The organism is Pseudoalteromonas luteoviolacea DSM 6061 (assembly GCF_001625655.1).
In the GTDB taxonomy this organism is placed as follows: Bacteria; Pseudomonadota; Gammaproteobacteria; order Enterobacterales; family Alteromonadaceae; genus Pseudoalteromonas; species Pseudoalteromonas luteoviolacea.
On the sequence record NZ_AUYB01000013.1, the window covers coordinates 104,403 to 117,137 of the forward strand.

12 protein-coding genes are annotated in these 12,735 nt (G+C 41.3%); 11 read left to right on the top strand and 1 reads right to left on the bottom strand.

Translation table 11 applies throughout. The annotated features are described in order from the left end of the window. Positions 1 to 435 precede the first annotated feature (435 nt). The 9 genes from N475_RS00875 to N475_RS00910 all read left to right on the top strand — a co-directional run bounded on the left by N475_RS00875 (position 436) and on the right by N475_RS00910 (position 10,292). Entirely contained in the window at positions 436 to 720 is a 285-nt protein-coding gene (locus N475_RS00875; protein WP_063356676.1) for a helix-turn-helix transcriptional regulator, read from the top strand. A gap of 680 nt (positions 721 to 1,400) precedes the next feature. Then, the gene (locus N475_RS25305; RefSeq protein ID WP_155730874.1) at positions 1,401 to 1,538 is read left to right on the top strand and encodes a hypothetical protein; all 138 of its coding nucleotides are present in this window, start codon (positions 1,401 to 1,403) and stop codon (positions 1,536 to 1,538) included. 256 nt (positions 1,539 to 1,794) lie between these two features. Continuing rightward, positions 1,795 to 1,926, top strand: a complete 132-nt coding sequence (locus N475_RS26150) for a hypothetical protein (protein ID WP_264373389.1) — start codon at positions 1,795 to 1,797, stop codon at positions 1,924 to 1,926. A gap of 558 nt (positions 1,927 to 2,484) precedes the next feature. Then, positions 2,485 to 4,494: a methyl-accepting chemotaxis protein gene (locus N475_RS00885; protein WP_063356678.1), complete on the top strand. Its 2,010-nt coding sequence runs from the start codon at positions 2,485 to 2,487 to the stop codon at positions 4,492 to 4,494. A gap of 102 nt (positions 4,495 to 4,596) precedes the next feature. Beyond that, positions 4,597 to 5,217 (top strand): guanylate kinase, encoded by a 621-nt coding sequence (gene gmk, locus N475_RS00890; protein ID WP_063356679.1) that lies wholly within the window; start codon positions 4,597 to 4,599, stop codon positions 5,215 to 5,217. 126 nt (positions 5,218 to 5,343) lie between these two features. Then, the gene (gene rpoZ, locus N475_RS00895; RefSeq protein WP_039611918.1) at positions 5,344 to 5,619 is read left to right on the top strand and encodes a DNA-directed RNA polymerase subunit omega; all 276 of its coding nucleotides are present in this window, start codon (positions 5,344 to 5,346) and stop codon (positions 5,617 to 5,619) included. A 182-nt stretch (positions 5,620 to 5,801) separates the two neighbouring features. Beyond that, a complete protein-coding gene (spoT, locus tag N475_RS00900) occupies positions 5,802 to 7,904 on the top strand; it encodes a bifunctional GTP diphosphokinase/guanosine-3',5'-bis pyrophosphate 3'-pyrophosphohydrolase (protein ID WP_063364533.1) in 2,103 nt (700 codons plus the stop codon). Positions 7,905 to 7,915: 11 nt separating this feature from the next. Next, positions 7,916 to 8,308 carry a RidA family protein gene (locus N475_RS00905; RefSeq protein ID WP_063356681.1) on the top strand — a complete coding sequence of 131 codons (393 nt, stop codon included), beginning with the start codon at positions 7,916 to 7,918 and terminating at the stop codon, positions 8,306 to 8,308. 373 nt (positions 8,309 to 8,681) lie between these two features. Further along, positions 8,682 to 10,292: a flagellar assembly protein A gene (locus tag N475_RS00910; protein WP_063356682.1), complete on the top strand. Its 1,611-nt coding sequence runs from the start codon at positions 8,682 to 8,684 to the stop codon at positions 10,290 to 10,292. A gap of 23 nt (positions 10,293 to 10,315) precedes the next feature. Here the strand turns inward: N475_RS00910 and asnA are convergent, their stop codons facing one another. Further along, positions 10,316 to 11,311, bottom strand: a complete 996-nt coding sequence (asnA, locus tag N475_RS00915; protein WP_063356683.1) for an aspartate--ammonia ligase — start codon at positions 11,309 to 11,311, stop codon at positions 10,316 to 10,318. A 175-nt stretch (positions 11,312 to 11,486) separates the two neighbouring features. Here asnA and asnC point away from each other — a divergent pair, with 175 nt between their 5' ends. Together asnC and trmH are read left to right on the top strand one after the other, a co-directional pair. Next, positions 11,487 to 11,945 carry a transcriptional regulator AsnC gene (asnC, locus tag N475_RS00920; protein ID WP_063356684.1) on the top strand — a complete coding sequence of 153 codons (459 nt, stop codon included), beginning with the start codon at positions 11,487 to 11,489 and terminating at the stop codon, positions 11,943 to 11,945. 92 nt (positions 11,946 to 12,037) lie between these two features. Further along, positions 12,038 to 12,733 (top strand): tRNA (guanosine(18)-2'-O)-methyltransferase TrmH, encoded by a 696-nt coding sequence (trmH, locus tag N475_RS00925; protein ID WP_063356685.1) that lies wholly within the window; start codon positions 12,038 to 12,040, stop codon positions 12,731 to 12,733. Positions 12,734 to 12,735: the final 2 nt, after the last annotated feature.

Consider the following 12,735-nt stretch of genomic DNA (forward strand, 5'->3'; position numbering starts at 1 on the left):
GGTTGGCTTGGTATTACAGGATATTACGACCACGGTATTTCTGAAGATTACGGTGTTATGTCTAATAGAAATAGTGACGCGGATCTCAGAGTTAAAGTGCAAGCAATTTAATGCCTGCTTGTTTTAGGCGTACCTAGTGGCTTGACAATATATAGCGCCACCAGCCTCTGTACCTTCAAATATGTAGAATTGAGCTAAGGCCACTAAAGCGTTTTTGAATACCAAGATTACGCCCTAAATACTCTGCTACTTCTTTTTTATTAATAAGTGAAAGCAGAAAAACGTGCTACTTCTAATCGGTATTGAAGCTTACGCCCATTTTTATTAATACTTTTATAAAATGCTAATTTTAAAGGGCTTTTGTTAAAAATTAGTTGATGAAAATGATATCTATTGATATGTTACGCTGACGGATTAAGGAAGAGGTAGCAAGGTGTGTTAGGTAGCACTAGAAGGATCAAAACAGAGAACTTTCGAGTTTATGTGCAGCGCTCTATGCGACAGTTGCGCAGAGAAAAAAAGTGGACTCAGGAACAATTGGGCAAAAAGCTCGGTGTCGATCAGGCAACCATCAGTAATTATGAATCCGGTAAAACGGATATGACCTTTACTCAGTTGTTTGAGCTATTTCTAATATTTGGCAAGGATTTAAGCAGTGTGTTTGATTTTAAGTCTTCAATGATTGTCGATAAACATCAAACTGAGCGAGAAAAGGAGTAAGGTAACATGTATGACATATATTCATTAGTCGATCACGGACAACTAATATTTATCGCTGTTGGACTTTTGCTTAGTTGGACATCAGCTACTGCAAGGTGGTTTTTAATTTCATATGCAGTAGTTATCGTACTAAACCTTGCTTCCTACCCAATAAGTTCGCAGTGGAATACACACTACTACCTATTTCAGGCCAGTATAAATATTGTTTTTATGTTACCAATAGTTTATCGTAGGAATTTAGCGATATACATCTATGAAAAGACCAGCATAGATTTCTACAAGCAAATATATGATAATCAGAAACTTTCTGCTCAAGAATGCATGATTGCACTCATATTTGTAATGGCCATATTTGTTAATCTCATGACTTGGACTGAAGTTCTAGCTTACAAGCACTCATTAATTAGCAATGCTTACTTTAAGCTATATTTTAGAGATAATATTATCTTATGTGTGCAATTAGTGTTGTGTGCTTGTTTGCTCACATATGCCCTGAAAGCTCAGTCGAGAGACATAACTACAGAAGAAGCCAATTAAAAGCGCATTGAGACCTTACTGGAATAATATATCGCTCAAGTTGAGTTGTTCTCATAACTAATTGAATAACTCAACATAATATTCAGACTAGAGATTATAAGTTTGGAAAAAATGACTATATTAATAAAAGGATGTGACAAGCAATGAAAGCTCTAACTAAAAATCTTTGTAAGAAAACTCAGGGTGGTAACTCCCGTTCTCCAGATTTACCTCAACAACAGTCTCGAGCTTTGCCTTCACACACGCAAACCGATGATATGGCAAAGATTGTTTTACCCTAATTTTCAGAGAGTATGTAAGAAATTACAGATATTGTCGAAGGAATTGAATTTTGAAAATACTGAATACGAGTAAATTAAAAGCAATTTATGGAGGGTTGAATAGTAGTTCACCAGATTTGCCTCATAGATCTATGGCAAACCTGCAACCAAATAAAGCACAAAAAACTCCCAGTTCAATAAAAAAAGGAATTAATTAAGCGTAATTACGGTGAGTTTTTAGCTCATGTATTACTAACTTAATCGAAGGAATTGAATTATGAAAATACTGAATAAACAAATGGCTAAATTTATTGTTGGTGGAGACGCTCGAGCACCAGAACTACCAGATAGATCTCAAGCATCAGCCCAAGTTGACTGCGAACTGATTGATAAACCGGCCAAGCATTAAAGAAATAATAGCCAGACTTTAAGAGTAAGCGCGTGTTTTAATGCTTACTCTTATGAAAATTTACATATTAATCTTACAGACACTGATAACAGGCTTTATATAGGCCGCTTTCGTTAGTAAATCTACAATTAGTCTAGAGATAATATTTTTAACCAATAGCCCTCCCCTTCCAAGAGCCCGTGCACTGGTTTAGTTTTTTCTAACGATATGAGCCTTAACCTGCAAAAGAGTAGTCGCCTCTTATCTATAACGCTTAATATTAAAAGGCTTAGCACATAGTACCAGAGCGCAGTAATAGGCTATTTGTTATCTCACTTCAGTGATTAAAAGTATTGCCCGTCGCCTCAAAAGCAAGCAATAGCCTCCCCCTCTATGCCAATTACAAATCAACCGCGTTCCTCGAATAGATAATTATGAATCACTTCATAGCCAAATACGGAACAATCAATTGAGAAATTAATTCCCAAATTCGCAATTTTCTTAACTTTAAATAATAATTTGGGTAGGCAAATTTGATATTCCAGGGAATTGGAGTAAACAACTTTCTTGGGTAACAATATGAACTTAAGCAAAAAGCTATATTTGGCCTTCGGTTGCCTTATCGCATTAATGGTGTTTTCGAGCACAATTGTGTGGTTTAAGGTCTCTACAGAAACCGCGCGCGCGTTTGAAGTTAAGGGTGATGACCTACCAGGTATGATCCTATATAACCGCTTGCTACACCTTGAATATCAACTCAACAACACTGCGCTTGAATACCTTAACGGTGATGTAAGTAAAGCTGGGCAGTTTAACCAATTATTCGAGCGCTTTAAAACCACACAAAAAGAGTTATATGGGTATGAGTCTGCAAAGCAGTCGGACCGTGAGAAAATGGCGCGCATCATGGAACTTGCAGAAAAGTTTCACCGCGATGTAAATAATGAAATATTTGCCAAATACGACCCAAGAGCCTATGCACAAGTCAAAGAGCGAGTTGATAAACTAGATAAAGGCACAGGAGAAGAGTTGGAAGATTTGCTCGACTCACTCAAAGAGCAAGAGTTTAACGACGCTTTGAAGTCCTCAGATCTACAAGAATCGCTCAATGATGACTTACCGGGTGTGCGCTATTATCTTGAGCTCGTAGATGAAGCCGGGGATATGATTGCAGCCATTATTTCCCATACGACTGGCGCTCCTGCCGCAGAAGCCGACTTTAACGATGATGCGCAAAGCTTTCGAAGTTACCTTAATCTGTTAAAGCCATTAGAGCAAAAACCAAATGAGCTGCGCGACATAGCGCGTATAGAAGGTATGTTCGCCGAGATTCAAAGCGAGGCGAAGGAAATTTTTAGAACCTATGACTCAACCGCTTACGTTAAAGCCCAGCAAAAGCTGAAGGATTTAACTTCCAATCAAATGGTTGAACTGTCGAAAATTCTCAGTGTTTCAAGTGAAGAAGAGAAAGTCGATGCCACCAATGCACTAGATCATTTGGTTGAAGGATTAAACACAACATTGGTGATCATCATCATTATCACACTCATCGCTGCTGTTATCGCCATTGCGGTCGCCTATGTGATCAGCCGCTCTATTGTCACGCGTATCAGTGAAGTGCTCACGATTGCTGAAGGGATCAGTGAAGGCGATATTTCTAGGCCACTGCTCCAGCACCAAGGCAAAGATGAAATTGATAGTCTGGCTGAAGCAACTAACAAAATGTCTAATTCACTCAATACTCTGCTACAAGCGATTAGTAATGTGGTCAATGACGTTAAAACATCTAGTAATGATATAGCTGAGACCAATAATCAAATCGCCTCACGCAGTCAGGCCTCGGCTGATCAATCTACACAAGTTGCGACAGCTATTGAACAAATGAGTGCAACAGTTTCTGAGGTTGCATCTCAAAGTCAGGTCGCAGCTAGCCATGCCGAAGGCGCTCGAAGCCTAGCTTCCGAAGGTGGCTCAACGGTGACATCCACCGTCGATAAAATCAAATCAGCTTCCAATGAAGTACAAGATACTTCAGAAAATGTGACCCACCTCGGCGAACTAAGTAGCCAAATCGGTAATGTCATTGGTGTGATAGGCAGTATTGCAGAGCAAACAAACCTACTCGCGCTAAATGCCGCTATCGAGGCCGCAAGAGCTGGCGAGCAAGGTCGAGGGTTTGCAGTGGTTGCAGATGAAGTACGTACACTGGCAGAACGCACTTCAAAAGCCACCGAAGAAGTGGTCAGCACAGTGCAATCCATTCAATCTCAAACAGAACATGCGGTTAAATCAATGGAAAATAGTGTTTCCCAAGTAAACCACAGTGTTTCTATGGCTGAAGATGCAGGAACGCAACTTGAAGGCATTGTCACAGGTGCCAGTGAAATCGCGGCGATGATCCAGTCGATTGCCACAGCGACAGAAGAGCAGTCGGTGGTTGCCAGTGAAATGGCCAGAGACATTTCACAAATTGAACAATCGAGCCAAAGCTCTCTACAAGACACGCAAATTGCAGCACATTCAGCACAAGAGCTGAATAAGCAAGCTGAAGAGTTAGCTACGCTCGTGAGCAGATTTAGGTTGCGCTGATAACGAAGCTGGTAACTCTGCGCTCAAAGATTTAAAATAGTGCTTTTTACGGGCAGTAACGAGCTCTATTTTATTTCCTTTTGAGTACACAAAGGTCTCACTATGACAATGACACGTGGTAATCTGTTTATCTTATCAGCTCCTTCTGGTGCTGGTAAATCAAGCTTAATCAAAGCTTTACTAGAGAAGCAAGCAAACATTAAGGTTTCTGTATCTCACACTACTCGCGCACCACGCCCAGGCGAGAACAACGGTGAACACTACCACTTTGTTAATGTTGAAGAGTTTAAAGCCTTAATCGAAAAAGGCGACTTTTTTGAATGGGCACAAGTATTCGAAAACTACTATGGCACATCAAAACAAGCCATTGAAGATCAGCTAAACAATGGTATTGATGTTTTTCTAGATATTGATTGGCAGGGTGCAAGGCAGGTCCGTGAGCTTATGCCTGACGTTAAAACCGTATTTATTTTACCGCCGTCACGCAGTGAGTTAGAAAAGCGTTTGAACAATCGTGGGCAAGACTCTCAAGAGGTGATTGCAGGCCGTATGGCTGAAGCGAAGTCAGAAAGTAGCCATTACAATGAGTTTGACTATGTCATTGTCAATGACGACTTTAACACTGCCCTTACAGAGCTTGAGCATATTGTCGTTGCAGCAAGGCTTCAAACCACTGCGCAGCAAATTCGCCACAAAGATTTGATTACACAGCTGTTGGCATAACATACATTGAAAGGCGACCAACCAAGGTGGTTGCTTTCGATAAATTTTAACCATTTACTTGGCGAAGTCGGCAGTTTACAGTACACTAGCCCTTTGCTAAATGTATAATTTTTTTGGAGTGCTTCGATGGCTCGCGTAACTGTAGAAGATGCAGTAGATAAAATTGGTAACCGTTTCGATTTAATCCTTGTTGCAGCGCGTCGCGCTCGTCAGATTTCTGTTGGTGGTAAAGACCCTATGGTTGAAGCCGAAAATGACAAGCCAACTGTTATCGCGCTACGTGAAATTGAAGAAGGTCTAGTAACAACAGACTCTTTAGACATGATCGATCGTGAAGAGCAACAAAACCAAGAGGCCGCTGAGCTTGCAGCAGTAGCAGCCATTGTTGGTGGTAACCGCTAAAATAAACTTTAGACGGCAAAAACTGCCAAGTCTTACACAAGTTTAAATCAACGCCGGCATCTAGCTGGCGTTTTTTTTCATTATATTGCAAAAGCACGCTGCCTTTGCGTTGGCTTCCGAGCCAATTCATCGTATATTCAATAATAACTATCTATTAACTTCACTGGAACATTGGAGTGTGAATGTATCTATTTGAAGGCCTCAAGAAAAAAATCTCAGAGTACTTATCGCCAGAAGACGTAGAGCTGGTGCAAAAAGCTTATGTTGTTGCTCGTGAAGCGCATGAAGGACAAACTCGTTCAAGTGGTGAGCCATATATCACTCACCCAGTAGAAGTCACGCAAATACTTGCCAGCATGAAGCTAGACCATGAAACGCTTATGGCCGCTTTAATGCATGATGTTATTGAAGACACTGACTTTAGCCAATCTGACTTGGCTGAAATATTTGGTGAAACTGTGGCTGAACTTGTTGCCGGCGTCAGTAAATTAGATAAGCTCGACTTCAAAGATAAAAAAGAATTCCAAGCCGAGAACTATCGCAAAATGATTATGGCTATGACGCAAGATATCCGCGTTATCCTAATTAAACTTGCTGACCGTACCCACAACATGCGTACTTTAGGGTTTTTAAGACCTGAAAAGCGCAGAAGAATCGCCAGAGAAACCCTTGAAATATTCGCACCAATTGCGAACCGTTTGGGTATTCACGATATCAAAAATGAGCTAGAAGATTTAGGTTTCCAAGCGCTGTACCCAATGCGCCATCGTGCATTAAAATCAGAAGTCGCCAAAGCACGTGGTAACCGAAAAGAAGTCATCAGCAATATTCAAACCGAAATAGAATCAAGATTAGAAGAATCTGGGATCTCTGCATCCGTTAAAGGTAGAGAAAAGCACCTATATAGCATTTACCGAAAAATGCTCAACAAAGAACTGCTGTTCAACGAAGTCATGGATATTTACGCGTTTAGAATTAACGTGGATGATATCGATACTTGCTACCGAGTTTTAGGTGTTGCGCACAACCTTTACAAGCCTATCGGAACGCGCTTCAAAGACTACATCGCCGTACCTAAAACCAATGGCTACCAATCATTACATACATCTCTTGTTGGGCCACATGGTATTCCTGTAGAGATCCAAATTCGTACTCATGATATGGATCATATGGCTGACAAAGGGGTTGCAGCGCACTGGATGTACAAAAAAGCTGGTGATAGTGCGGGCCATACTGCACAGCAGCGTGCACGTCAGTGGATGCAAAGCTTGCTAGAGTTACAACAAAGTGCGGGTTCTTCGTTTGAATTTGTCGAAAACGTAAAAACTGAACTCTTCCCTGAAGAAATTTATGTGTTCACGCCAGACGGTCGCATTATTGAATTGCCGATGGGCGCTACCGCAGTTGATTTTGCCTACGCTGTTCATACTGATGTGGGCAATACCTGTGTCGGTGCGCGTGTTAATCGTAAACCTTACCCTTTGAGTAAAGAGCTCGATACGGGCCAAACGGTTGAAATTATTACCAGCTCAGGCGCACACCCTAATGCAACATGGTTGAACTTTATTGTTACGGGTAAGGCAAGGCTTGGGGTACGCAATTACTTAAAGAGCCAACATCAAGAAGAGTCTATTCAACTGGGTCGTCGTCTTTTAGACTCCGCATTGGGTGAACAAAAACTAGATGATATCCCTACCGAGCAGATTGAACGCGTACTTGAAGAGCACAATTTAAACTCCCTGCTTGAGCTACTGGTGGAAATAGGCAATGGCAACATAATGAGTGTGCTCATTGCAAAACGACTTCTACAAGCTGATGACGGAATTGAAAGCTTTGCTAAACAGGCTAAAGCCGCCATCATTGGTACTGAAGGTATGCTTGTCACTTACGCTAAATGTTGTCGTCCTGTACCTGGAGATGCCATTGCAGCGTATGTTAGCCAAGGTAAAGGCTTAATGGTACATAGGCAAGAGTGTAGAAATATCAAAGGTTGGGAAAGTGAACGCGCTAAGTACTGTGTTGTTAAGTGGGAAGACAACCCAGAAAAAGAATACATTGCCGCGCTGCGGGTTGAAATCATCAACCATCAGGGTGCACTTGCTAAGTTGACCAACGTGGTCGCTAGCGCCCAAGCCAATATTGTTGAGATTGCCACCGAAGAAAAAGAAAGCAATCTATATATTATAGATCTAGGCGTTACAGTTAAAGACAGGGTCCATGTTGCCAATATCATGCGAAAAATCCGAGTAATGCCAGATGTACAACGCGTTTATCGTAAACGCTAGAGGAACGTATTATGACTAAAGCTATCATATCAACCGATCAGGCACCTGCTGCTATCGGAACATATAACCAAGGGATTAAAGTAGGAACTACGGTTTATTTATCAGGCCAAATTCCACTGGTACCTGAAACCATGGAAGTCATTTCTGAAGACTTTGCTGAACAAACCCACCAAGTGTTTAAAAACCTTTCAGCGGTATGTGAAGCGGCGGGCGGAGAGCTGCAAGACATGGTTAAAGTAAATATCTTTTTGACTGACTTGAGTCACTTTGCAACGGTAAATGAGATTATGAGCCAGTACTTTAGAACCCCTTATCCAGCACGTGCTGCAATCGGGGTAAAAGAACTACCAAAAAGCGTTCAAATTGAAATAGATGGCATTATGGAGCTACCATCTATTAACTAGCCGTACTTTTATAAAGCTCAACAATAAGCCCGCACTTTGCGGGCTTTTTTACTAATGATGCTTAGTGAAAATATCCCCTATTATACAAATCTTATTTAATTGCCGTTTTAACTTTGATCTTAACCACTTGACTACATACTATTAATTAAGCAAGCTGGAAATGAGTTAAAAGATAAACCAGCACATTGGCGACATAAATTTAATAAAAGTAAACCACGCCTAAAAGTGGTTATGGAATTTATCTGGCTCAAGCCTGTCTTAATAATAAAGCCCCAATAAATAAGGGTTAAAAAGGCATTACGATTGCAAGCTTACAAGGGTTAGATTATTTGCGGCCTTTTTGCAGAGCCGCTCGGTCGATAAGGAAAAGCCTGTGTTTAAAGTCACTAAAAATGGCCAAATTTTAATGGATGTTGCTACTGCAGCGCCACCAAGCCAAGCTTTTATAGTTGAGGCATTGGAGTGCTCTCCTTACGCTGACTGTGAGGTTGACCACGACTCCATCGCAGCATTTTTTCAAAGTGATGTTGTTGAACAGCAATTGCTGGTCGCTAAGCAAAAAGACGCGGAAATGCGCATCGCGATTTCTGAAGACAAAATGCAAGCCTCTGCTACGTTAATCACAGCAAAAGGCGGCAGCCTTATCAGTCTTGATCAAGCCAAAAAACTTATCGTCAAATCAGGCGTATGCCGAGGATACAAACAAGCCTTCTTAGAAAAGATTTTAGCAAAGCAATTTGATGCAGCCCCCGGTGCAGAATTTTCAGGTGTGATTGCACAAGGGAGACCGCCAGAGAATGGCCTACCGGCTAAGTTGATATCTCATGTCTTAACTTTAAAAGAGCGCTTGAAGCAACCTAAAATGCGAGAAGATGGTACGGTTGATATGCGTGATTTTGGCGCACTGTCGAGTGTCTCTCCTGGCACTTTGCTCATTACTCAAAGGCCTGCAACTCCCGGAAAGGAAGGGTTTACGGTAACAGGAGAAACCATTGAGCCTTTACCAGGGGAAACATTTCAACTCGTTGCCGGTGAGGGCACCGAAATATCACATACTAATCCACTTGAGTTAATCGCAACCATTGCTGGCTGCCCATCGGACATACAGAATGGCATGCGTGTTGATGATATTTTTACCATCAATGATGTTAACGTAAAAAGCGGTCATATCGATTTTAGTGGCAGTGTGATTGTCACCCATAATGTTGAACCAGGCATGAAAGTGAAAGCTTCAGGTGACGTTACAATAATGGGCACTGTTGACTCAGGAGAAATCTATAGCGATGGCAATATTGAAGTTCGTGGTGGAGTCATTGGTCACTTAGATCACAGCGACAACGACCAAAGCTTAACCAGCAAATTAGTTGCAAAGGGCGATATAAACATAGTTCACGGTCAGTATACGTACTTGGAGGGGCGTAACGTATATATCCAAAAACAAGCAAATCATTGCGATATAAAAGCCTTACGACAAGTCTTGGTAGGCCAAGAAGATAACCCACGTGGCAAACTCATTGGTGGCACCATATTTGACGCTCAATCCGTTACGGCTGGCGAAATAGGTAGCCCTTCTGGTGCAACCATGTCAGTTTACTTAGCCACTTCCGGTATTGAAATTACCAACAAAACCGACCAATGTATTCGTGAACTGGGTGAAACCGACGAACAAATAGATAATCTACAAAAAGCCGTTGAAAAGGCCGATCAATTAAGAGACGCCGAAAAGAAAAAGATGTTAATGGCTAAAATAAGCGCCACACAAAACCATTACAGCCAACAAGCTGAAGCGTTAGAGAACAAGTTAAGCGAGTTAGACCATACCTTACATGAGTTATTGGAAGGCACTCAATTGCGGGCAACCAATGCACTGCATTCAGGCGTTGAACTTCATATTTTTGATAAAACCTATCGAACAAATCGTAGCTACCCACCATGTACTGCTAAGTTGCTAGAGGGAAAAATCGAAATCGAATTTAAAACCTAGGGGCCCAAAGGCCCCTAGCGTAATTATAAAACCCCTTCAATTGACTGCTTAACCTGCTCAGGCCAAACACCCACTTGTACTTGCGCGATGTGCGACTTTTGTAACAACAGCATAACCAATCGAGATTGGCCTATGCCTCCGCCGATTGTTTGCGGTAGTTCCCCAGCAAGTAACGCTTGGTGCCAATCAAACTCCTTACGGTCTAGCGCATCACTGAGTTCAAGCTGATGTGCCAATGATTCAGGGCAAACGCGGATTCCCATCGAAGAAATCTCAAATGCATCTTCTAATGCTGGGTTCCAAACAATGATGTCTCCGTTTAACCCTTGGTACTTTTCACATGTTGACGTTGACCAATCATCGTAATCTGGAGCACGTACATCATGAATTTTTCCGTCTCCTAACTTGCCGCCAATACCAATTAGGAATACTGCACCATACTCTTGTGCTATCGCTTTTTCACGCTGCTTTGCGCTAAAGTCTGGATACATGCTACGTAGCTCTTCAGCATGCACAAACTTAATTTTTTCAGGTAGGAATGGAGTTATACCAAACTCATCTGAGATAGTTTGTTCAGTCGCTTTAATGCACTGATACAATGTACTCACGGTAGCTTTTAAGGTATCTAAGCTTCTTTGAGTCTCACCACAAATGACTTTTTCCCAATCCCATTGGTCTACAAATACTGAGTGAATAGGTGATAGGCGTTCCTCATCTGGACGTAGTGCCTTCATATGAGTGTATAGCCCCTCCCCCACTGAAAAACCATAGTCCCCAAGTGTTTTTCGCTTCCATTTTGCCAATGAGTGAACGACTTCAAATTCGCTCTCAGGTAAGGTTTTTACTTTTACAGAAACGGCCTGCTCTGTACCACTTAGGTTGTCTTGGATTCCATCTCCTACCTTCGCCAAAATTGGCGCTTGCACTTCAACTAGACCTAGTTGCTCAGTTAACTGAGTTGAAAAAACGCTTTTTACACGTGCAATTTGTCGCTGAGTTACCAAGTAATCTGATTTCATTTTAAACCTCATTCTAAACTGTTGATGATTATGTGCAGCCAGTGCTGATATATCCATCGTCAACAAATTTAAGAATAAATTCAACATTCAAAATCAAAAACATATAAAATTAACTTTAATCAACAAAAAAATATCGATATATTTATTGAATCATCAATTATCACTTCAATATCACATGGAAAATTATCAAATCGATAATCTCGATAAATCTATCTTGCATGCATTAATGACGGATGCGAGAACACCTTATGCGGAATTGGCAAAACGTTTCAAAGTAAGTGCTGGCACAATTCATGTCAGAATCGAGAAAATGAAACAGGCGGGGATCATTGAAGGGACGAAAGTTTGTATCAATGCCAAAAAGTTAGGCTATGACGTATGCTGTTTCATTGGCATTAACTTAAAACATGCCAGAGACTATCAAAACACAATTGCACAGCTAGAAAGTTTTGAAGAAGTTGTAGAGGCCTATTACACAACTGGTAATTACAGTATTTTTATAAAGGTATTGAGCAGCTCAATGGATCATTTACATGATGTATTAGTTAATAAAATTCAGTCAATTGAGGCCATCCAGTCCACCGAGACCTTGATCTCTTTACAAGCACCTATTATGCGTGAGGTATCCCCATAGTTTACCCATATAAGTACAGCTCAAGGGTGTGTACTTATACAGTAATAATTTTGATATAATGCGCCCAATTTTGTATTTATGAGCAGTACTTGATGAAAGAAAATCGCTTTCAACGCGTAAAACGCATTTTGGAGCAACGTCAGACAGATTTAACCGTATGTCTCGATGAAGTACATAAGCACCATAACTTGTCAGCTATTGTGCGTACTGCGGATGCCGTTGGCTGTCACTACGTACATGCTGTTTGGCCTCAAGATCAAAGGCGCTTAACAAACAATACCTCTGGTGGCAGTAAAAATTGGGTAGATACACAAATGCACGATGACATTGATCAAGCAGTCTCTGCAATTCGTGAGCAAAACCCTGGTATACAGCTTTTGGCCACAAATCTTAGCGATAGTGCCGTAGATTTTAGAGAAATTGACTATACGAAACCGACAGCCGTTATTGTGGGTCAAGAGCGGTTAGGGATCTCTGATCGTGCTCTCCAACATGCCGATCAGCATATCGTGATACCGATGGCTGGCATGGTGCAATCTTTGAATGTGTCGGTTGCAGCTGCACTTATTTTGTATGAAGCACAAAGACAAAGAGAGCTAGCTGGTATGTACGAGCGCAAAGATATGATCGACCCTCAGGTAAAGCACAAACTCTTGTTTGAAGGTTGTCACCCTATCATTGCAAACCGTTGTAATGAAAAGGGGTTACCCTACCCGCAATTAGACGAAGATGGCGAAATCGTCGCTGACGAAACATTTTGGAATACACTGAAGTTTAGTAAAGCGTAAGG

Bases quoted from the DNA above. Each gene is read 5' to 3' on its own strand.
- rpoZ (WP_039611918.1), top strand. From the start codon at position 5,344: ATGGCTCGCGTAACTGTAGAAGATGCAGTAGATAAAATTGGTAACCGT.
- N475_RS25305 (WP_155730874.1), top strand. From the start codon at position 1,401: ATGAAAGCTCTAACTAAAAATCTTTGTAAGAAAACTCAGGGTGGTAAC.
- spoT (WP_063364533.1), top strand. From the start codon at position 5,802: ATGTATCTATTTGAAGGCCTCAAGAAAAAAATCTCAGAGTACTTATCG.
- N475_RS00885 (WP_063356678.1), top strand. From the start codon at position 2,485: ATGAACTTAAGCAAAAAGCTATATTTGGCCTTCGGTTGCCTTATCGCA.
- trmH (WP_063356685.1), top strand. From the start codon at position 12,038: ATGAAAGAAAATCGCTTTCAACGCGTAAAACGCATTTTGGAGCAACGT.
- gmk (WP_063356679.1), top strand. From the start codon at position 4,597: ATGACAATGACACGTGGTAATCTGTTTATCTTATCAGCTCCTTCTGGT.
- N475_RS26150 (WP_264373389.1), top strand. From the start codon at position 1,795: ATGAAAATACTGAATAAACAAATGGCTAAATTTATTGTTGGTGGAGAC.
- N475_RS00905 (WP_063356681.1), top strand. From the start codon at position 7,916: ATGACTAAAGCTATCATATCAACCGATCAGGCACCTGCTGCTATCGGA.
- asnA (WP_063356683.1), bottom strand. From the start codon at position 11,311: ATGAAATCAGATTACTTGGTAACTCAGCGACAAATTGCACGTGTAAAA.
- asnC (WP_063356684.1), top strand. From the start codon at position 11,487: ATGGAAAATTATCAAATCGATAATCTCGATAAATCTATCTTGCATGCA.